Source organism: Dermatophilaceae bacterium Soc4.6, assembly GCA_039889245.1.
In the GTDB taxonomy this organism is placed as follows: domain Bacteria; phylum Actinomycetota; class Actinomycetes; order Actinomycetales; family Dermatophilaceae; genus Lapillicoccus.
In genome coordinates this window covers 4,611,135-4,631,546 of sequence record JAZGVH010000002.1, presented here as the reverse complement: position 1 = coordinate 4,631,546, position 20,412 = coordinate 4,611,135, and the positions used below count along the sequence as shown (strand labels likewise).

Annotated in this window: 17 protein-coding genes and 1 pseudogene; 4 read left to right on the top strand and 14 right to left on the bottom strand. The window is 69.6% G+C overall.

Annotated features, from left to right (window positions below):
- Positions 1 to 46 precede the first annotated feature (46 nt).
- Positions 47 to 1,042 (bottom strand): DUF1643 domain-containing protein, encoded by a 996-nt coding sequence (locus tag V3N99_21575; protein MEO3939311.1) that lies wholly within the window; start codon positions 1,040 to 1,042, stop codon positions 47 to 49.
- A 224-nt stretch (positions 1,043 to 1,266) separates the two neighbouring features.
- Between V3N99_21575 and V3N99_21570 the strand changes: the two genes are divergently transcribed.
- A complete protein-coding gene (locus tag V3N99_21570; protein MEO3939310.1) occupies positions 1,267 to 2,562 on the top strand; it encodes a DUF3883 domain-containing protein in 1,296 nt (431 codons plus the stop codon).
- 185 nt (positions 2,563 to 2,747) lie between these two features.
- On the top strand, positions 2,748 to 3,080 hold the full coding sequence (locus V3N99_21565; GenBank protein MEO3939309.1) for a hypothetical protein: 333 nt from the start codon (positions 2,748 to 2,750) through the stop codon (positions 3,078 to 3,080).
- A gap of 1,674 nt (positions 3,081 to 4,754) precedes the next feature.
- Here V3N99_21565 and V3N99_21560 read toward each other — a convergent pair.
- The 3 genes and pseudogenes from V3N99_21560 to V3N99_21550 form a co-directional block, all read right to left on the bottom strand.
- Positions 4,755 to 5,954, bottom strand: a complete 1,200-nt coding sequence (locus V3N99_21560) for an IS110 family transposase (GenBank protein ID MEO3939308.1) — start codon at positions 5,952 to 5,954, stop codon at positions 4,755 to 4,757.
- A gap of 212 nt (positions 5,955 to 6,166) precedes the next feature.
- Complete coding sequence (locus tag V3N99_21555; protein MEO3939307.1) at positions 6,167 to 6,355, bottom strand: transposase; 189 nt, start codon at positions 6,353 to 6,355, stop codon at positions 6,167 to 6,169.
- 65 nt (positions 6,356 to 6,420) lie between these two features.
- Positions 6,421 to 7,163: pseudogene (locus V3N99_21550) on the bottom strand (transposase).
- A 406-nt stretch (positions 7,164 to 7,569) separates the two neighbouring features.
- Between V3N99_21550 and V3N99_21545 the strand changes: the two are divergent.
- Together V3N99_21545 and V3N99_21540 are read left to right on the top strand one after the other, a co-directional pair.
- The gene (locus tag V3N99_21545) at positions 7,570 to 8,388 is read left to right on the top strand and encodes a plasmid pRiA4b ORF-3 family protein (GenBank protein MEO3939306.1); all 819 of its coding nucleotides are present in this window, start codon (positions 7,570 to 7,572) and stop codon (positions 8,386 to 8,388) included.
- On the top strand, positions 8,367 to 9,023 hold the full coding sequence (locus V3N99_21540) for a hypothetical protein (GenBank protein ID MEO3939305.1): 657 nt from the start codon (positions 8,367 to 8,369) through the stop codon (positions 9,021 to 9,023). Before V3N99_21545 ends, V3N99_21540 begins: the two co-directional genes overlap by 22 nt.
- Positions 9,024 to 9,189: 166 nt before the next feature.
- On the opposite strand, the gene V3N99_21535 is transcribed toward V3N99_21540, so the two are convergent.
- From V3N99_21535 to V3N99_21490, 10 genes are all read right to left on the bottom strand, one after another.
- Complete coding sequence (locus V3N99_21535) at positions 9,190 to 9,807, bottom strand: hypothetical protein (protein ID MEO3939304.1); 618 nt, start codon at positions 9,805 to 9,807, stop codon at positions 9,190 to 9,192.
- A 62-nt stretch (positions 9,808 to 9,869) separates the two neighbouring features.
- A complete protein-coding gene (locus V3N99_21530) occupies positions 9,870 to 11,456 on the bottom strand; it encodes a TraM recognition domain-containing protein (GenBank protein MEO3939303.1) in 1,587 nt (528 codons plus the stop codon).
- Complete coding sequence (locus tag V3N99_21525; protein ID MEO3939302.1) at positions 11,456 to 11,911, bottom strand: hypothetical protein; 456 nt, start codon at positions 11,909 to 11,911, stop codon at positions 11,456 to 11,458. The genes V3N99_21530 and V3N99_21525 overlap by 1 nt, the downstream gene beginning before the upstream one ends.
- Positions 11,912 to 12,025: 114 nt before the next feature.
- On the bottom strand, positions 12,026 to 13,240 hold the full coding sequence (locus tag V3N99_21520) for an NlpC/P60 family protein (GenBank protein ID MEO3939301.1): 1,215 nt from the start codon (positions 13,238 to 13,240) through the stop codon (positions 12,026 to 12,028).
- Positions 13,241 to 13,303: 63 nt separating this feature from the next.
- On the bottom strand, positions 13,304 to 14,878 hold the full coding sequence (locus tag V3N99_21515; GenBank protein ID MEO3939300.1) for an ATP-binding protein: 1,575 nt from the start codon (positions 14,876 to 14,878) through the stop codon (positions 13,304 to 13,306).
- Between the two features lie 4 nt (positions 14,879 to 14,882).
- On the bottom strand, positions 14,883 to 16,520 hold the full coding sequence (locus V3N99_21510) for an SCO6880 family protein (protein ID MEO3939299.1): 1,638 nt from the start codon (positions 16,518 to 16,520) through the stop codon (positions 14,883 to 14,885).
- Between the two features lie 45 nt (positions 16,521 to 16,565).
- Positions 16,566 to 18,086 carry a hypothetical protein gene (locus V3N99_21505; protein ID MEO3939298.1) on the bottom strand — a complete coding sequence of 507 codons (1,521 nt, stop codon included), beginning with the start codon at positions 18,084 to 18,086 and terminating at the stop codon, positions 16,566 to 16,568.
- Complete coding sequence (locus tag V3N99_21500; GenBank protein MEO3939297.1) at positions 18,083 to 19,057, bottom strand: hypothetical protein; 975 nt, start codon at positions 19,055 to 19,057, stop codon at positions 18,083 to 18,085. Before V3N99_21500 ends, V3N99_21505 begins: the two co-directional genes overlap by 4 nt.
- The gene (locus V3N99_21495) at positions 19,057 to 19,350 is read right to left on the bottom strand and encodes a hypothetical protein (protein ID MEO3939296.1); all 294 of its coding nucleotides are present in this window, start codon (positions 19,348 to 19,350) and stop codon (positions 19,057 to 19,059) included. The genes V3N99_21500 and V3N99_21495 overlap by 1 nt, the downstream gene beginning before the upstream one ends.
- A complete protein-coding gene (locus V3N99_21490) occupies positions 19,347 to 20,246 on the bottom strand; it encodes a hypothetical protein (GenBank protein MEO3939295.1) in 900 nt (299 codons plus the stop codon). Before V3N99_21490 ends, V3N99_21495 begins: the two co-directional genes overlap by 4 nt.
- Positions 20,247 to 20,412 lie beyond the last annotated feature (166 nt).

Sequence of the window (20,412 nt, the reverse complement as noted above, 5' to 3'; positions counted from 1 at the left end):
TGCGAGCCAACCATGCCTGGGGTTGTGGAACGAGAGGGCAGCGACATCATTCGGCGTCGGCCGTACCTTCCGGCCGGTGTTGTGATTCGAATCGGTCGATGACGATCGGTATTCCGGTGTGTGACCACCATGTGGGCTGAACGGCCCCAGCGGACATGCCATGACCGGGGTCGAACGCGGGGACATAGACCGCGGCGGCGGCGGCGTCGTGCCGGCCGAGCGATTCCTGGGGCACGAGGAGATCCCTGACCACCCTCCCTATGCCGTCTTCGAGGAGCTGGCGCAGCTCGTGCCAGTCCGAGGGAAGGGGGGTGGTCGCGAACTGGGCCCGCAGTTCGCGCCACAGGTAGGCGTCGCCGCGCAGGCTTAACTGGACCGGTTCGCGGTCGAACAGGGCGCCGACGGTACCGCGGGCGACCGGGGGTGGGCACCGCAGAAGCGCCGCGGCCCGCGTGTGCCCGGAGCCGCCCTTCCGAGCACCCTGCGTTAGACGCGGCGGCACCCACAGGACCAGTGGGGTGTCCGCGGCAACATAAAGCGGGTGACGAGGTTCCCCGTCTCGAGTTGTGCCGAGGCACATGGGTGAGCCCAGCAGGGGACCGACTTGTGCAGAGCGTCCGTTGAGTCGGCCAGATCCGCCCCACGCGGCGATTGTCTGCGCACCCGCTGTCGTGAAGACACGAAGTACCTCGTTGTTAGGGGGCCCGATGGGATCACGTGCGGTTCGCAGGTTACGTGGGTCGGTATTGCGCAGGGCGAAAAGATTGACGATGACCAACCCGGTGTGCCCGGCGGCCCGCGACCGGGAGATGCACCGCTCCAGGGTGGGTCGGTGACGCTGCTCGGTGTCGCCGGTTGCGGGGTTCAGCAGTACCCATATCGCGGTAGTGCCGAGTTCCGTGTCTCCCCACCACCGTCCAAAGGCGTATCGAAACACCATGTCTGACGAATACAGGTACCTCTCGGTCAAACCTTCCAGTGACCGGCCTACCCGATCCTCCAGGTCGTTGTCTGATGCAAGTCGTGCGAAGGTGTCGGGCACCGACCGATCATACCGCTCGGTTTCCGAACCAAGTTGGTTACGCGACGATCGCTGAGTATTTCGCCGGGAGTTGGGCCGTCCACACCCGCCACGAGATGGCGGTCTTGGTGGTGATCCCGACACGCAGGAGGGGCTGAACGGGATGCAGGCGTCACTTGCCCCGGCGGGCGATCGCAACGCCAGACCCACTGGATCCGAGGGTAGTCGCGGGTGGAGACTGCAGCATGGCCATCAATTTCAAGCTCAGCGACGTCCAGCACGTCGATCCCCAGACCGAAGGGTGGGGACGGTCCTGGTTTGGTTGGGACGAAACACTCAGCGACAACGAACTCTGGGAGCAGAACCGGGGCATATGGGTGCTCTCTGAAGCGAGGGTGCGGGTCGAACGCTACGCAACGCTGTCGCATGGCGGCCGCATCCAGGTGGTGGCCGAACTGTCAGGCCACGAGATTGTCTACGACAAGACAAAGGACAAGGACTACGTCGCGTTGCTCGGAGATGTTCTTCACCCAGGAGATCCGATCCGGGACGCACTCGTGGGCCAAGCTGATTGGCCCGACCGGAATCCAGTCACCTACTACGACACTCACGACCTCGATCGCCTGTCCACGAGCACTCGAGCCACGCCCCGTGCCACGCCAACCAACGCCTTCCTGCTGACCAACAACCCCGAGCGTTGGGCCCCAGCGCCCGGCGTGTGGGAACGGTGGGTCGATGCGACCATCAAAGGCCGCTCCGTCAAGGAGAACTGGTCCGTAGGCAACCGCGTCGGCGGCATCGAGCCAGGCGACCCCGTCTTTCTGCTGCTCCAGGGCCGCGGCCCTCGTGGCCTGATCGGCAGCGGGCACGCAACGAGCAGGGTCTTCGAGGACCAACACTTCGACGCTGACCGCCCTGGAGAGACAGCTCCCTATATCCTCGTCCAGTGGGAGCACCTCCTCGCCCACGAGGATGCCCTGCCCACCGCCGACCTCGCCGCCCGATTCCCGGAGCAGCACTGGGACACCCAGATGAGCGGAATCACACTGCAACCTACGATTCTGGCCGCGTTGGAGGCGATGTGGGCAGGACACCTCGGCGTGTCCCTCGCTGCGACACCACCGCCTGGTGGGGGGCAGGGTTGGCAACTGGACTCGGTCAAGAGGAAGGTGATCGAGGACGCGGCACAGACCCGCCTAATGGAGCACTTCGAAGGGCAGGGGTGGGTTGTACGCGACACCCGTTTTGGGAACCCATTTGACGCGACGGCCACCCGCAACGGCGAGATCCGCTACCTAGAGGCGAAGGGCACCGTCTCTGCTGGCTCAAGCGTCTTGGTCACGTCCGGCGAGGTCGACCACGCCCGACGACACCCTGGAGAATGCATCATGGGCGTCCTGTCCGATGTCGCCTTCTTGCCAGGCGGCGAGATCGACCCGACCGCAGGGAACTTTCGGCTTTTATCTTGGGACCCCGACGCGGGTGACTTGGTCGCACAGGGCTACTCGTGGACCCCAGCCACCACGACGGCGCTGACCTGACCTGACCTTCACCCAGCGACACAGACAGGACGCGGGTACTTGCTCGGAGCGAGGGTGCGGACGTGGGCACAGTGCGACTCGCGTCCCCAGTCGATCATCCGACCCCGACTGGTGCCTGCTCAGGTCGGGGGTGAACGACCAAGCCTTCTGTCGACATGCGGGCGGAATCGCGCCACACTCAGCGGGTGGATGCTCCCCAGCCTGACGACGACATCGAACAAGCATTCGCTGCAGCGATGCGGGACATCTACCTGAAAGCGAAGAGCGAAGCCGGCTACAACGCCACCTACTTCTTGCAGATGTTGTCTGAACTTGGCCCCCTGCAGACTGCCCGTCGCTTGGTCACGTCCACACAACCCTCACAGGGTTTCACCGCTCTTTGGGAGCGTGGTCGCCTCGACCTCACGGTCGAGGCGCGCATCCTCGAGCACCGCTTCGAATCGCTCTTCACCCACGTCGAGCGTAACGCCGCACGGGAGCGGCTCGCGGCCTACGGATACCAACCTCTCGACCGCTGATCGGTTACGCGGCCCGTCGTCGCTACGAGGGGAAATGGCAGCCTTGGGCATGTGCCCACGCGCCCGCACATCCCGCCATGTGCGTGTTCGGAGATGCGTCTCACCGCCGCGAGAGCGGCTGTCCCACACCGCCGCGATAGCGGCCGTCCCACACCGCCGCGATAGCGGCCGTCCCACTTCGCCGCCTGTAGGGTACTCACGTATCAGCTGACGAGGCAGTCTTGTGACGGCCTGGCTCGAGCATCCCCCTGAGCAGGCGCGCCGACATCCAGCGGTTCGCGCTCCCGCCGCCGAGAGAGCGGCCAGCGTCCCCCGCCGCGAGGGGCCCGGGCCACCCTGCCTCGGAAATGCGCCCTGTGGCAGCCCAACTGCGCCTGCCCTCCGCTCGCGGCAGTAGTCGCTTCGCCCGTCCGAGCCCGCCCCTAGCTAGGACAGTGAGACCAAGATATAGGAGTCTCCTCCTAAGGTGGCCTGCGGAAACCAGACTGCGTCGGGTGTCACCCCGGACGGCACCTGGTACACATCCACCGACTTGGTCGACTCGTGAGGGTTAACCTCATCGGCGTATCTAACCCCCAGCATGGTCTCCATGACGGTCCACGACATCAATTCGTCCTCTTGGCTCCGCGAACTCCGCTCGTCGCCGAGCATGAAGTCCCCGGACCTGTCCGGGTTAGCATGAATCTTCCCCACGTTCTGCCAAGACCAGAATAAAAGACAGAAGTCCTTACCGCTCGCGGGCTTTGCGTCGATATACTCGGGCTTATCGTCGCCCCCGTCCCATTCGGGGTTGATTTCCGCTTTCGCTATCGACTTCTTTCCACACTCCGCCTTGGTTAAGGTAACTTTCCATGCTCGGGGTTGCGGGTCATTGGCGTACTCCTGGAAATAGTCAAACGGTTGACCTAAGCGCGCAGCTGGCCCTGATGACTGAGGCGTAGTGGAATTCTTAGCACAGTTCGCCATCCACTCCGTCTGAGACGCCGTTTGGCAGTCAACGGGTGGTTGGGTGGAGGTAAGCGGGGAGCTCGGTGACGAAATAGAGGATGATGCATACCCGGGTTCAGCTCGCTCCGCTGCCTGCGAACATGCCGGAAGCGCGCCAATCAGGCCCGCGACAGAAATGGTGCCAATAAACTTCATCCTTACCCCTCACAGAAGTTCGGCCACGCCCATCGCGGCCTAATTTTTCCTAGAACCTGATCGCCGCGTCGCTCCTTCGGCTTCGGACGGTCGTCAGGCACAGGAACATTGTCTACGCTGAACCGACCCTAAGGTACCCATCGTAGGAGCTCGAGATCGAGGTGCCCATCATGTCGAGGACGGTGGACCAGAGGGGTGGGTCTACTGCCGCGAGTGCGGCCGTCCCCTTCCATCGTGAGAGCGGCTGTCCCACACCGGCTCCCTTCTGTTGTCAAGGGGTCGTGGCGAGGGCTCTCTGGTGGGTCTTCCGTGGGGCGGGGGTCGGGCGTAGCGTCGGTGCTGCGGGTCCGGGAAGTGGCTGGTCCGAAGTGTCGATGTGCGGGGGTAGGTCGGCCGCGCTGGATTCTTGAGACGCCCCGCAGTGCCCTCCCGGACCCGCGTGAGCCTCGCGTTCGGCGTCGCGTTCGGCGTCGGCGAGGAGCTGGCGATAGATGGCGTCCGAGATTCGGCGCTTGAGCTCTCTTGGTCAAGTCATGCGGCGCGGAGTCGCTGTTCGCTGCGGTGTCGGGAGGGGTCGTAGGGGGTGTCGGTGGTCCAGCAGGCCCAGATCACGCGCACCCATCCTCGGGCGAGGATCCGGACCGCGTGGGGGTGTCGAGCACCACGCGCCCGGGCCCGACGGTAGGAGTCGCCGGCCCATGCTGAAGAGTGTCGAGAGTTGTCGGCGAAGCTGGTGGTGGCGACGCGTGCTGGCTTGTTGGCGGTGTAGCGGAACCCGACGTTGCGGGACTTGCCTGATGCCTTGGTCACTGGTGCGGCGCCGCACATGGCGGCGACCTGTTCGGGGTTGTCGCATCGCTCCAGCAGCGGTCCTATCTCGGCGACTAGGGCGGCGAGGCTCACGGTGGCCACCCGTGGCAGCGTCTTGAGCAATGCAGCCTTGGGATGTGTGGCCAACGTGTCCGCCAGCTGACGTTCGAGACCGGTGATCTCGGCGTTGAGCAAGCCAAGCTGAGCGACGAAGGAGCGGACGATCGTCTCGAGCACCTTCTCCGCGATCGGGTCCGCGCTGGTCGGCGCTGATCGGAGGCGGCTGACCAACTCCGCGGGGGACTTGCCGCCTCGGTAGCTGTGTCGGCGGCAGAACTGGTGCATGCGCCCCTCCCCGAGCCGGGCCGCTGAGCGGGGTGTGGGGTAGTCGGCCAGGAACGCCAACGCGATCTGTGATGTCAATTTCTGGAAGACCTGCGCTGCCCCTGGCCAGTGCTCGGCGAGGATGGCCCACAGCTGGTTGGACGCCGCCGTGCGTGCCTCGACCATGGCGGTCCGCGCCCGGACCAGAGCGGTCAGCTCCCTCGTGGCCTGGGCCAAAGGTTCCACCCGGCGCAACCGGTGGCCATCGGTGCGGGCGTAGTCGGCGAGCATGAACGCATCCGCGGCATCGGACTTCGCGCCGGCTGCGCCCCAGCGCGGCCGCGAGGCCTTGAAGGCGGCGGGCTCGACCATGAGGACGGGGTGGCCCGCCTGGGCGATCAGTCCGACGACCAGACCTTCACCGCGTTCGATCGCCACCGGGATCAGCCCCGGGTCGCCCAGTTCGGCGAGCTCAGCAAACACGGCAGCGAGTTCGCTGTCGGTGTGCTTGACCATCCAAGTCTTGATCGTCACCCCGTCGTCGTCGAGGAGACACACCCCGTGAATCGTTGAAGCCCAATCCCATCCGCAAAACATCGCTGACCTCCTGGCCGGACATCGCCGTTGGTGGCCGGGTCGACAGTCGGTTCCTCATTGTTCGGCCCTCAGGGGGGCTGCTCTCTCGCGCCGATCACGCCTCCCGGCAACGACGAGGGCGACCAGCTCAAACAGGCCATCGCGTGGCGAGACATCGAGGCCGTCCCTCGCCGTTCCCGACGAACAGGTCAACATGACCCGCGTCCCCATACTCACCCAATGAGGCACCGCAGGGCCTCGAGGGGTTTCTTGCCCTCGGCGCGCTTGCGCCGGTAGTAGGCCCGACCGTCGGTGTCCTGGCGCAGCTGGGTGACCGCGGCGATGTGGATCATGTGGTTCATCCGCCGGTTCCCGGCGCGGGAGAGCCGGTGGCGGTTCTGCTCCCCGGACGACGCGTCGATGGGTGCGGTCCCCGGTCCAGGACGCGAACCGGTTGCGGTCGGCGAACCGGGTCACGTCACCGACATCGGCCAGGACCCGCGCTGCGACCACGGGCCCGACACCGTGCAGGTCCATCAGGCGGGACTGGCGGGCGAGGACGATCGTCTTCAGCTCGGCGGTGACCTTCTTCATCTTGACCTCGATCGCGATCAGCTCGGCCAGTTCTTCCGCGGCGATCCGCCGGCGGGTCCGTACGGCGATGTCGCGGGGTCGCACGGTCGCCAGGATGGCCTTGGCCTGGGCGGTGGAGAGGTCACGTTTCGCTTGTCTAGGACAGAGTTCCGCTAACAGGGCCTGGAGCCGGTCGACGGTCTGGACCCGTCGCCGGGTCAGCGCCTCGCGGCGGTCGGTGAGCATCCGCAGCGCCTCGAGCTCTCCGTCGATCCTGAGGACCCGTAGTCCCTGGGTGCGGACGGCGACGACCGCGATCGAGTGCGCGTCGAGAGCGTCGGTCTTGCGGTTGTGACCGGTGTCGAACAAGCGCACCCGAGCGGCGAGCTTGGCCGGGACGTCGACGACGTCCTCGCCGTCCTCGAGCAGCCGCTGGGCCAGCGGCCGGCCGGCGCCGTTCGCGCCCTCGACCGCCCACACCCGATGAGGCCACACCTTGACGTACCTGCGCATCGCGGCGTAGCCCGCCGAGTCGGTCGTGAACCGGCCCGAACCGAGCAACTGCTCTCGGCCGTCGACGACCTCGATCGTCGCGGACAACTTGTGGGGATCGACCCCAATGATGACGTGCTCGTCGTTGTGCCTGCTGCGCTCCACGTGATGCTCCCGCCTGTTCGTGCCGATGAGGGGACGGCGAGGTGGGCAGTGCTACTACGAGCAGGGCAGTCCCTTCTTGAGCCACGCCTCGTCAGCGGTGACCGGCGGGCTGCAGACCGGTGGTGAGCCACACCAATTGCGCCAGTGGGCAGCCGCGTGGAGAGCCGCCCGCCGGTCACCTAGACCGAGTCTGGCCAGACACCGGTCCTGCAGGGAAGTCTCTAGTAGCCGCTTGTGACTCGCCCCGCCGTCGCCGGAGGAGTCCGCGGCTGGGGCCGGCAGTCGGTTGGGCCGCCGCCACTCCATCCACTAGTGGGTGGCGCGCCTGGCCTGATTCACTGGGCCCGTGACCCGACTGCGACCTGTGCCCTCGGATCCTGCGTAGCTCGAGGCCTGGGTCGCCGCCCTGCCCAGCGAGCACCTCGATGCCCTGAACCAGCAGTCCGACGGCTCACCGACGGGCAGCCCATCGCCTCTCGGGGGTCTCGACACCCTTAACCACGCGATCGACCTCCCACCTGCCCCGGACAAGCCGAGTCTGCTTACTCTCAGCATCGAGCTCATGGGGGTGCAGCCCAGGATCTGGCGGCGTCTGGCCCTGCGAGGTGACCTAACCCTTGACGCGGTGCACCCGCTTCTCCAGGCGGCGATGGGATGGACCGACTCCCACCTGCACCGCTTCCGGCCCGGCAGCAGCCACGGCTACGACGAGCCCTACTTCGTTACGCCGTTCGACGAAGAAGAGGAGGGCGACGACGGCACCCGCGAGGCCGACGTCCGCCTTGACCAGGTCCTGCGCGCCCCCGGTGATCAGCTGACGTACCTCTACGACTTCGGTGACGGGTGGGAGCACCTGCTCACGCTGGAGTCCGTCGCCCCCCTGATGCAGACCCACCGTGCCCCGGTGTGTCTGGATGGTGCGGGGGCCTGCCCACCCGAGGACGTCGGCGGCGTCCCCGGGTACGAGGAGGTCGCCGACTGGCTCCGCGCGGGGGCCCGCGACGACGGCGTCCCCGGCGGGTTCGACGACGCCGAGCACGCCCGCGGGTGGCTGCCCCCCGGGTACGACCCCGACGTGTTCGACGCCGCTGAGGCAAGCGCTGAGATGCAGGTGTGGTGTGGGCGCGCGGTGAGCATCTGCTGTGGCACGGGCTCCCCCAGCCGCTGGCCGACCTCGTGCAGGGTCTGCGGGACGAGGGGTGGGTGCAGGCCACGACCTGGCTGACCGACCTGGGCCCACGCCTGCCGGTGCCGCTCGACGAGGACGACGTGCGCCGGGCGGCAAAGCCCTGGCAGGCAGTGCTCGACGCCGTCGGCGAGGGCACGAAGCTGACGGCGGCTGGCTACCTGCCCCCGCTCATGGTCGAGCGGATCGCGCAGGCCGCGGGGGTGGCGAACTGGTGGATCGGCAAGGCCAACCGCGAGGACCTCACATGGCCCGTCGCTGACCTGCGTCAGCCTACGCAGGACCTCGGCCTGCTGCGCAAGGCCAAGGGCACCCTGACTCCGACCGCCCGCGCCCGCACGGCCGCCCACCAGCCCCGTGACCTCGTCGCCGCCGTGCTCGAGCGACTGCCGATCGGCAAGGGCTTCGACGCCCACGCCGGGTGGTTCCTCCTGCTCGGCCTCGCCACCGGCCAGTCCGGGGCCACCCTCGACACCGGCGTGGCGGCGATGCTCACCGACCACGGCTGGCGCACTCAGGACAGCGCCGACGTCGACTCGACCCAGGCCCGGCGAGGAGCACGCGAGACCTTCGACGCGCTGGAGTCCATGGCCGGCCGGTATCGCTCGGTCAACCCTGACCTCCTCACCCGTCTGGCCCGCGCCACCCTGTTCGGCGTTGTCACCGACTCCTAGGTGCTCCAACCCGTTAGACCGTCGAGGCCACGGCCGGCTACACCCCCCTCCCCCGGGCATAGCCCTACATGCACACTGCTGGGTGTCGAGTGACCTTGCTCGCCCCGCCGGAGGAGCGGTCCCCGTCATGTCGGATCGTGTGTCGGCTTGCCCGTTCGGGCTTGGGCTAGTCGTAGACCTCACCGGTGACAGCGTCGACTTCGTGACCGTCGAGGACGCGAAGACGGGGACCGACCAAGGCCCCAGCCTCGTTCGTCCCCTCCGAAGTCAGCGTCACGGTGTCCCCGACGAAGGTCGTCTGCCGGTCCTGTGTCGCGGCCGGTCCGGTGTGGCGGGCGTGTCGTCCCCTGGCGGGCCAGGGTTGGTGCCCGTCGTCGCAGTGGACGCCGAGGCGCGAGGCCATCCGCTGTTGGAACGCGGGTAGTGAGTACCGGTGCCAGTCCTCGAGGGCGTCACTGTCGACGGTGTCGGCGGCCTGTCGTCGTTGGTCGGCCAGGACCGCGAGCTCACGGACCAGGTGCGGGTGGTGGGGCCAGCAGGCTGGCACCATGGCGTCGACGTCCCAGACGTATTCGGTGTTGACCCAGATGACGACCTCATCGAGCCATTCCCACAGCTGCTTCCGCAGGAGGGGATGGGTGACGCTGCCGGGGTCCCACGGTCGTGGAAGCAGTGAGGGGTCACCGAGCTTGCACTTGTGCTCTTGGGTGCCGGCGACAGCCGCCTTGAGCTCCCAATACGCCAGCTTGAGCAGTGGCCCGGGCTGAGGGAAGGGCCGCACCATGGGCACGGCAGACCGACTCTTCCCCTCCGTGGATGCGTCACCGTGCGCTGCTGTCATCGCCATCAGAACCTGGTGTCGTGGACAGCATCATGATCAGCATCCGGTGCAGCGACCCGGTCGGCAGCGAGGCCGTGACGCCGTGACATCTCGAGGGCTGCGGTCTTCCGGTCGTGGGCGGCGACGTGATGTTCTGGGTGCGCGCCTAGGCGGTTCTTGGCGTCCTGTTGGTCGGCCAGGAGGGCTTTCCCGGTGCGGCCGTCGAGGCAGCGGGTGAGTTGTGCGATGAGGGGTTTCCCGTTCTCGGAGACCACGAGGGCGTGGCGTTCCTTGAGCTGGCGGACCTCGGCTCCGGTGAGGATGGGGATGTCATCGCCGGTGGTGTTTCGCCCGCCCATGCGGCCGGTCTGCCAGGTGGTGCGGGATATCCGGACGGGCCCGAGGAGGTCGGAGATCTCCTGGTTGAAGGCGACGTCCTTGGACCCGCCGAAGAGGATGAGGTTGTTCGTCAGGCCCAGCAGGGTCCGCGCCTCCTGGTCGCCGAGGATCGCCGAGAGCTGGGGTCGGGTCTGCGCGGCCCAGATGAACGAGATCCCGAGCGCGCGCTCGTTCGCCATCCGGGTGCGCAGGGTCGGTAGCGGCGCGGTCGACGGCAGCTCGTCCAGGCAGGCCAGCATCGGTGGGCACAGCCGACCCCACGGGGATGTCTGCGCCAGCTGTAGGGCGGTGTCGAGGACGTGCTCGGCGACGGCGGTCATCAGGGGGGAGGCGCTGGCGTAGGGGTCTTCGCGGCCGAGGAGGTAGATGGTGCCGCCGGCGCGGATGACGTCGGCGATGTCGGTGGCGGGCCGGCCGGGGCCGGGGACGCAGCGGCGGCGGATCGGTTCCTGGAAGAACAGGTTCATCGCCTGCTGCACAGTAGTGGTGGTGTTGCCCGCGGTCCGGTCGTCGCCGTGGAGGGCGCCGTGCAGCAGCCCGTGCCAAAACGGGGCGGCGTGGGGGTGCTCGCGCAGGATCTCGGTCGGGTCGGTCGCGCTGCGGGGGCTCGCGACCCACCGCAGGACGTCCTCGAGGGACCGCCCGGTCAGGGCGGCGGCGTGGAAGTAGGCCTGGATGACCTTCGCGGCCTCGGCGGCATAGAACCGGGCGGCGTCGTCGCCATGGCCGCCAGCGACCGCACCCGTGACGGTCCCGGCGGTGAAGGCCTTGGCCCGCCGCTCGGCCACGACCGGGTCCACGCACCCCTCGATCGGGTCCCACACCAGCTCGGGCAGACCGACGGCGAGCCCGAACGGGTCGAGGACCACGCACGGACACTCCTGCCCCCCAGTCACCTTCGTTCCCGCTCCTCCTCGGTGGCCGGTGATGTGGTCGCCGCCGGGGGTGGACATCGGTCGGCTGCGGGCGGTGATGCTGAGCAGGAGGTCGTCGACCTTCGTCAGGGTCACCAGGGCCGCGCCGGGGGCGCCGAGGAGTGCGGGGATGAGCAGGTCGAGGGTCTTGCCGGAGCCTTGTGGTCCGATGACTCCGGCGGTGCGGTCCCACGGGATCCAGAGTTCCCCTCCGCGGGGCTGCTGCCCGCGGCCGAGACGCCACCCCACCTGCTCGGGGACGAATCCCCTCCACGGCCACGGCACGGCGGGCCGGTTCATCAACGTCGCCCGTACAGGTCGGGCCGGACGACCGCGCTCGTCCGGCGCAGTCGGGAGCGGCCGAGGAGCCGTTCGGCCTCTTCCCGTGTGGCCATGCCCTGGATCCGACCAGGGCCCCACCGGTCGAGTCCGACCCTCCCCGCCCACATGAGCAGCGCCAGCAGCAGCGTCTCGACGACGGTGACCCACGCCGTGACCGCCGCAGCTCCGGCCAGCCGGGCCGCCGGAACGTGTGCGCCCGTCAGCCCCGCCCCGGCATCCCCCCGCAAGACAGCGACCACGCTGGTGAACAGCTCCGCTCGCGGGGGGAGGGTGAGACCAGCGCCAGCAACCAGGTTCGCCACTGCCCGTCCGGCGTGGACGCCGAGGACGGCCAGCAGGACGGCCGCGACGAGGACGGCCAGCGGGATCTCCCAGGTGAGGGGGTACGGGTTCCTGCGACGTTCTCCCTGCATGGTGAGTCTCCTTTCTCTTCTCGTATGCCACGGAACCCGTCGCCGGTGGACACTCACCGGGTTCTCGCTTCGACGGCCCGCTCCGGTGGGTGGGTCCGCAACGGTGGAGTTGGTCTAGGGGGTCGGTGGGGTCGTTAGGTTGCCGACGCGCCAGACCTCGAAGATGTGGTGCCTAGACGCGGCGCCGGCGTAGGTGCCGTAGGTGACGCCGCGGGTGCTGTTCATGGCTTCGACGGTGGTCTGCTGGGTGGGGTCGAGGACCATGGCGACGTGCCCGATGGTGTTGGGCCCGAGGTAGGAGTCGTAGAAGATCAGGTCGGCGGGTCGGGCCTGGGTGGGGTCGACGCGGTAGCCGTTGCCGGTGGCGAGCCAGTCCCGTTGTGCTTGGGCGGTGCGGGGGGTGGTGATGCCGATCTGTGCGTAGGCGGTCTGGGTGAAGGAGGAGCAGTCCCACGCGTTAGGGCCGGCTGCGCCCATCACGTACCGGTCTCCCACCTGGCTCAGCGCCCACTCCAGGACCGTCCGCAGCCTGGCATCGGTCAGCGGCGGGAGCTGGGGGTTGCCGGCGCCCGGCCCGCTCGGTCCAGTAGGGGTGGGGCCGCAGTCGGTGCCGCCGCCGAGGACGGTGCCACCGCCGTAGGCGGCGGCGTAGAAGAGGACGTCGTTGACGTACCAGTCGGCGTGGTTGTACGCGAAGATCGCGCGGCGAACCCCGTTAGGGCTGCTGGTCGCTCCTTCCTGGGTGAGGTAGTTGGCGGCTGACATGGCGCTGTCGGCGGGGTTGGTGATGTCGGCGCGGCCGTCGCCGTTGCCGTCGACGCCCATGACGGCCCACGTCGCGGGCATGAACTGCATCAGCCCCTGCGCGCCGGCGGGACCGGTGGCGGTGGTCCGGCCGTGCCCGGTCTCCTCCATCCCGATCCCGGCCAGCAACGTCCACGGGATCAGGTACCGGGCAGCGGCGGCCTCGTAGACGTTCTTGATCGCCGGCGGGATCGGCAGTGGCGGGTTGCGCAGGGAGTTCTGCCGGGGCACTCCAGGGGCAGGGAGCGGGAACCCGATGCCACCCTCCCCCACTGCCCGGCTCACCGGATCAAGCACCGGCGAGGAGACATTCGGCGTCGGGGTCGCAGTGGGCGTCGACAGGTCGATTGGAAGCGTCGGTGTTGCGTTTGGGCCGGTGGCGGGGGTCGCATCCGCACAGGCGATGGTGCGGAGCTCTTCGCCTGCGGCGGGGCCGGTGAGGGCGACCACGATCAGGGCCACGCCCAGGGGAATGCCGAACAGGAGCACCAGGACAGGAGCGACGATCAGTGCGATCTTCTTCACGGCCGTGGTCCCGTCGGGGACGCCGGGCCCACGTCGAGGCCGGGGCGTGGGGCGTCGGGGTGGTCAGGCGGCACTGGTGATGGCCTGGTTGGTGAAGGTGAGCTCGCGCTCGATGGGGTGCAGGATGGTCTGGACCTTGTAGTGCTGCTCGCCGACGCACCACAGGGCGCGGCCCTTGCCCTGCATGGCCCAGCCGGTGACGAGGTCGCGGGCCATAGGCCGCAGGCCGAGAAGGCTCTCGAGCTCGCGGGCGACCCCGACGTCTTGCCCGTGCAGGATGGTGATGTCGGCCAGGTGCAGCAGGTCCTTGGCGATGGCCACAGCTTGGGAGCCGGCGTCGCCGGCGGAGAGCAAGTCGGAGGGTTTGTGCGCGACGGCGAACTGGATGTCACCGTCGCGTCGGGACAGGCGCAGGTCGGCGTCGAACGACTTCAACGCTTCGGGCCCAAGCCGCAACTGCTTCCACGACTCGTCCCGAACCACCACCCGTAGGTCCCCAGGTGGGGCCATCTCCCGCATCCCGCGACCCCAGGAGTTCAGACAGGTCAAGGCGATCCCGACGGCGTCGTCACCTAGGGCTTCGAGCCGGGACAGGCTCAGGGACTGGATGGGCGCAGCCCAGTCGACGTCGATGGTGGTGTGGTCGTCGAACAGCCCGGCCAGCGCCCCGCCGACGAGCTGGGACAGGGCGTCCCGCAGGAGCCGGGTGGAGTCGAGGAAGTGCCGTTCGTTGGCGTACCGGCACTGCGCGATCAGCTCGGGGGTCGGGGTGTCGAGCAGGTGCCACAGCTGCGGGATCGTGGTCTCCCGCATCGTGGTGTGCCCGGCGGCGTACCCGGTCAGGTGGGCCAGGGCGGCTTTGGTGACGACCTCGTCGGTCGGGCCGAACGGGACCCGGTGCTCCCCGATCCGTTGGCTGCCGACCAGCCCGCGGATCAGGGTCAGCCAGCGTCCGAAGACGACAGCAGCACGACCTTGCGCCTGCGCGGGGCTCAGGTCGTCCCAGCCCTGAAGCAGGGGCCCGAACGCGAGGGGGTTGATCCTCGTCGGCAGGCCGTGGCCGATGGCGACGGGCTCGACCCCGAAGAACCGGCACAGGCCTTCATACTCGTCCTTCGGGTCGCCCAGGACGAGGATGCGGTAGCCGAAGTCGGTCATCCGCAGGCAGAACGCCTTGGTCGTGGCGGACTTGCCGCGGCCGGGTTTGCCGAAGGAGAAGATGTTGGGGTTGGTGACCGGCACGTCGTCGGACAACACCCAGCCCAGCGGGTCCGCGTAGAAGCAGCCACCGGAGAGCAGGTCGACCCCCATCTGCGCGCCGGTCGGCGGCAGCCCCGGGGCCGCGATGAACGGCCACAACACCGGGGCCTGGTCGGACGTCATCCGCCAGGTCGACACCGGCGCTGACGCCGGCGCCCACCCCCGACCTGCGCGACGGGGACCCTGCCCGAGGAAAGAGCCGGAGTCGGAGCGGAAGAGGCGAGTCTCCTTCGGGGCCGCGCCGCTGGCCGGCATCGAGGGCAGGTCATGGCCGAAGTCGGCAAGGAGACGGGCGACGCCGCGGCCGGCGTCCGTGCCGAGGTGGCCGCGGTGGTGGCCACCGCGAGGTCCCCGTATGGGGTTCCAGGTGTGGTTCACGGGGTCAGTCCTTGGTCCGGGTGAGGCTGATCCCGAGCGGGACGGTGGACGCGGCGAACGCGACGTCCTGGGCGAGGTCGAGTCGCAGGGGGGCGAACCCGGCCCGGCGGATGGAGGCGTCGAGGCGGCGGCCGAACTCGGAGGCGCGGGCGGTCTTGGGGACAGTGACGGTGCACACGGCATACGGGCGGGTCATCGCGTTGCCGCTGGCGAGCTTCCCGTCGAGGCGGCGGACCTTGTCGGCCTCGTCCCGGGCCTTTGCGGTCTGCTTCATCTTGGCCTTGGTCCGCAGCTCCTCGCCGATGTCGGCGGCCCACTCGCTGGTCGCGGACTGCCGGCCGGCCGCAGTCGAGGACAGGATCGGGTAGGCGACCATCAGGCTGCGTCGCTCGCCCGGGTCGGCGGGGGTCAGGACCGGCAGCAGCGCGCCCATCGCGGCGCCCTTGACCGGCAGCTTCACGGTCGCGCTCACACTGTTCCACGCGTCGTGGCTGTAGTGCCGGACCGCGGGGTCGGCCCCGGACGGCCCGGCCAGCGCCCACGGGACATCCGCGTAGACCGGCGCGTCCACGTGTCCACTAGCTGCGCCGGCCGGCTGGTCGTGCTGGGTGGTGCGGGCGGCGAGGGCGGCGAGGGCGTCGATGATGCCGGCGCGGTCTCCGGGGGCGAACCCGGTCCGGCAAGCCAGGGCGAGCTCGGGGCTGGTCAGCCAGGTCACGGCGGTCATCCCGAGCCCACCGCGCAGCTGGGCCTCGATCTCGGCCAGGACCCCGTAGATGACGCGAGCCCGGCCCTCCAGCCCGCCGCCGGACTCCCTCGCGGACTTGGCGAGGCGGCCTTCGGGGATGACGACCGTGACGAACGACTCGGTGCGGACGCTGGCCCGGGTCAGGCACTGCTGGAGCTCGTCGTTGATCACCCGCACCCCGACCAGTCCTGCAGCAGAGGCGTTCTGCGCTACCCGTTCCCCTTGCAGCCCTCGCGGCCCGTGCGACTCGCGCGGCGGGTGCTCGAGGGGACGGCGGTGGCGGGTGAGCCACTGGTCGCGTTCAGCGCCGTCCTCGGGGACGGTACGCACCAGCAGGATGATCTCGTCGACGAGCTCGGTCTGGGAGGCAAGGTCGAGCAGCTCGGCCAGTCCGCGGCCGTACCGGTCGCGGTCCTCGGGCTCGCGCAGCCCGATGCCGGGGTGGACCACGGCCGCGGTCACAGCCCAGGTCCGGGTGGCGTGGTTCTGGATGATCGCGATCCGGGAAAACGAGGCCCCGCCGCGCAGCATCGGGGGGCCGTCGTGGATCTGGACCGCGGCCAACACCCCGGGCAGGTCGGCCGCGTCGAGGGTGTCGGCGCGGCCGTGCGAGGCGGCGGACCGGAACCGGGTCCACCCGGTCAGGCCACCGAGGGCGAAGGCCAGGGACGCGGCGATCCACCCGGTCGCGGACCGACCCCGGACGGGGGTGACGGTGACCGCGGTGACGACGGCCCAGAGCAGCAGGAAGAGTCCGGCTGCGGCCCAGGACCCGGCTTGGATGCACCAGAACACCGGCAGGGTGCCCAGGGCGACGACGCCCAGCTGCCACCCGGACAGGCCGAAGAACCACCCGATCCGGGCCCGGCTGTAGTCGCTGTAGATGACGCCCACGATCACTTCTCCTTCGCTCAGAACGGGATGGGGTGCGGCGGGGGTTTAGACGGGGACCACCGGCACGGCGCCCGCAGCACCGGTCGCTTCGCCGGCGCCGGCACCACCGCCGCCCGGGCTGGAGCCACCGGCTCCCCCGCTCGAGCGGTTGCTGGGGCCGGCTCCTCCGCTCGGCGCGGCAGCAGCGCTGAAGAGTTGCGGCACCGGAGGGGAGGGCGCACCCCCGGGGTTCGGCGAGCTGGGGTCCTGGCCGGGTGCAGGGTCGTGGGGTCCGGAGCCGTTGATCTCGGGGTTGTCGTCCTCGTTGCCACCGTCGGAGGGCTGGCCGTGGGGGCCGGCCGTGGATCCTCGGGTGGAGGTGAAGTCGGGGACGTAGGTGTTGTGGCCGACGCCCATCTGGTTGGTCAGGTCGGCGCCGACCGCGGCTGCGCGGGCTCCGACGGTGGCGAGGGCCCCGATGCTGGCGCTGGCGAGCTGGCCCCACGCTCCCCCGGCCGTGCTCGTCAGACCCCCTGCGGCGTGGGTCAGGCGGGAGCTGGTGGCGTCCGCGCCGGCGCTCTCCCCTTGGGAGCGTCCGTACTGGTCGGTCTCGGACGCGGCGGTCGTCGTCTCCTGCCCGTCGCCCTGCGTCTCGCCGCCGCCCTTGTCCCCGGTGACAAGGCCGCTGAGGCCGCCTTGGGCGGCGAGGCCGGCACGCAGGGAGGAGCCGGAGCTGGTGCCGGGGTCGACGAACGCGAGGAGCTTGAACAGTGCCAGGGGGCTGAAGCAGCCGATGCAGATCAGGACGACTCCCGGCACGGCGGTCCCGATCGCCTGCTGGAGCGTGTCGGTCATGCCGGTGGCGACGCCGGAAGTCATCTTCACGCCAATGCCGAGGACCAGGATCATCAGCACCGGCGTGAACGCGGCGGCGATGAACCAGCGCAGGCTCTTCCAGAACCAGCTCTGCCCGGCGTTGCTGACCAGCCCCCCGGCCGAGATCGGGGTGGTCGCGGCCAGCACCATCAGCGCCCCAGCCCGGGTCAGCATTACCAGCAGGTGCCCGATCGCGGCCAGCACCATGAAGATCCCCAGGAACCCCAGGACAGTGGCGACGGTGCCGTCTGTCAGGTCCTGGGTGGCGATCGGGGTCCCGAGCGGGTCGAACTGGGCCCACCGGTCGATGTGCAGCAGCGTCGACATCAGCGCCCGAGTCAGCCCCCCACAAGCCGCGACCACAGTGACGGCCAGGGCGATCCAGCCGACCCACACCATGACGAACTGCCCCACCCCGGCCAGGACCCGAGCGATCGAGCGCCCGTCCCGGCGGACGGCCGCGACCCCGAGCTGGACCATCGTCAACAGCAGCATCAGCGCCCCAGCGATCCAGAACGTCACCTGGTATACAGCCGCGGCCGGCCCGTCGGCGCGCAGGTCAGGGGTGGTGAAGGAGTCGACGAGCGTCAGGACCAGCTTCAGGAGCCACAGCCCGGCGTTCCACAGGCCGAGCATGGCGGCGGTCCACCCGTCGGCGACGATCTTGCCGGCGGCGGAGCCGAGATAGGTGAAGGGGTTGAGGAAGTTCACGCCGATCCCCGCACTCGTACGGGGTCGCCTGGGGCCGAGGTGGGCGGGGTCGGCGACGGGGCCTCGGTGACCCAGGTGCGCCAGCCTGCCGCGAACGACAGCTCGGTCCCGGGCCAGGTGGAGGGGGCGGGTGCAGCGGGAGTGCCCGGCGCGATCATCCACCGGCCATGCGTGCTGGTCCCGGCTTGCGCGCCCGGGTCGGCGGGACCACCCGTGTCGGGGGTCCACTGCATGCGTTCGCAGTAGCCGAAGGCCATCCGCGCCTCGGTCGTGACGGTGGCGCGGATGTCGAGCAGGACGCAGGCGAGGACCCAGTCGGGTCCGTCGCTGCCCTTGACCTGGGCGGCGACGGGGACGGTGGTCACGACGACGGCCAGGTCCTTGGTCTGCCCCTGGCCGGCGCTGCCGAGGAAGCTCTGGACGTTGCTCGTCATTGCCCACTTGGCCGCGCCGACGCCTCCCGGCAACGCCCACCGCTGGTAGACCGTGGTCGTCTGCCCGATGGACATGCCCCGCAGGACGGTCGTCTCGATCGCGGCGAGCTGGCCCACCGCCCCCTGCGGGGTGTGGGGGAACCCGGTGGGTACCCCGGCTGCCCCGGGAACGGTGGCCGCCGGGACGTGGATGACGGGACCGGCCACCGCAGCCGGGACCCCGCGGCGGGCATCCTGCGCAGTCACCGACATCATGGGCCGGGCGGCGACCACGTCACGCATGGAACGACCAGACCCAGCGACAGCCGCACCGGTGACCGGGGATGAGGCGGCCGGCGACGCAGACGAGGCCACGTCGTGGACGGAGCTACTGGAGCCACCGTCCGTCCTCAGCCCGTAGAACACGGCGAGCCCCAGGCCGGTGACGAGTGCCACCGCGCCCGCGATCCCGGCGGCGAGGATGGCCCTCAGCTTGGCCCTCCCCCAGACCCCACCAGCGGCACCCGGGGCGGTGCTGGTCAATCGGGTCGCGCGCATCAGATGCACCCGCTGCCGGTCATGGTGTGCACGATCCCCGGCAGGACCAGGTAGGCGATCACGGCGAGGAAGATGACCGCGACGCCGACGATCCCGGCTTTCGACGCGTGCGGCATCCCGAAGATCCGGCCGGCGACGATGGCACCGATGCTGACGACGACACCCAGGACGAACAGGATGATCACACCCCACAGGACGTAGCCCATGAGCTGGTCGGCGTACACCTGCGCGCCCGGTGGAGCGACCGGACAAACCTGTGCCAAGGCGGTCGTGGTGCGGGTGAGGAGCGTCATTCGGGGCGTCCCTTCGTCTGCGCGGATGGGGCGGATGGGGCGGATGGGTACGGTGCCGCGGTCGCGGCGGCCAGGAGCCGCTGCGCGGCACTCAGGAGCGGGGCGGGCAGCGGTTGCGAGTCCAGGCCTCGATGCGCCAGGCGAGGATCGAGCAGGATGCGCTGAACCCGGCCGTCCCGGTCGAGCTCGCGAGTCCGCGCGCCCATGCTCGACTCGATGCCACGCAACCCTCGACCCCCTCGAAGATGTCCGATGGGCGGGCGAGGCCCAAGGACGGCGGCCGTGACCGAGGTCCCGGCCAGCATCGCCAAGACGCCCTCGAGTCGACGCAGCCCGGGGACCGTCGCGCGCGCCACGGCCACGACATGGGGCGCCCGCCGCACCTGGTCGCTCAGCCAGCCGGCGCTTCCGAGAAGCAGTCCCAACTCCCAGCCGACGTCGAGGACGGTCAATGACACGGGGTACGGAGCGTCGATACTCGGACGAGGGACCTCGTCTGGGGCTCGAACCGCGTCAACGACCCGCTCCAGGAGGACCTCACCGCGGGTGCCTTGGACCCAGCCGGCCGGGTGCGGGCCGAGCTCGGCCGTCGTGGCCGCCGCCAGCCCGGACGCGGTCACGGAGCAGCACTCGACGACCCGAGTCCGCGCGATCCCGGCGTCCGGACTGCTCGCCGCGGTGGCGAGGGCCAGGGCCAGGGTGGACGCCCCGACCGAGCCGGCGCAGCCGACGACGGGCAGCACGGGCTCCACGGCCTGCCATGCGACGTCCGCACCTGGGGCTCTCGACTGCTGAGCCGGGTGGATCGTCACCGTCCGGGATCCACCGACGCCGGGCTGCCGGAACTGCCCCCGCTCCAGAGCGAGCCACGCCCGCTTCAGCTCGTGGACGGTCACGACACTCTCCCGGGTCGTGCCGAGACTCGGGGTGGCCGTCATCGCTGGTCTCGCCGTGCGGCGCGCCCGTTGGGGACGTTGCGCGTGGCGCCGTCGCCGGCATTGATGAGGGCCCTGATGAGCAGGGTCCGGAGTCCAGTCGGGTTCGTCACGGTCATCACCTCCC

Bases quoted from the DNA above. Each gene is read 5' to 3' on its own strand.
- V3N99_21570 (MEO3939310.1), top strand. From the start codon at position 1,267: ATGGCCATCAATTTCAAGCTCAGCGACGTCCAGCACGTCGATCCCCAG.
- V3N99_21560 (MEO3939308.1), bottom strand. From the start codon at position 5,954: ATGTTTTGCGGATGGGATTGGGCTTCAACGATTCACGGGGTGTGTCTC.
- V3N99_21535 (MEO3939304.1), bottom strand. From the start codon at position 9,807: ATGGTGCGGCCCTTCCCTCAGCCCGGGCCACTGCTCAAGCTGGCGTAT.
- V3N99_21530 (MEO3939303.1), bottom strand. From the start codon at position 11,456: ATGAACCGGCCCGCCGTGCCGTGGCCGTGGAGGGGATTCGTCCCCGAG.
- V3N99_21525 (MEO3939302.1), bottom strand. From the start codon at position 11,911: ATGCAGGGAGAACGTCGCAGGAACCCGTACCCCCTCACCTGGGAGATC.
- V3N99_21500 (MEO3939297.1), bottom strand. From the start codon at position 19,057: ATGCGCGCGACCCGATTGACCAGCACCGCCCCGGGTGCCGCTGGTGGG.
- V3N99_21495 (MEO3939296.1), bottom strand. From the start codon at position 19,350: ATGACGCTCCTCACCCGCACCACGACCGCCTTGGCACAGGTTTGTCCG.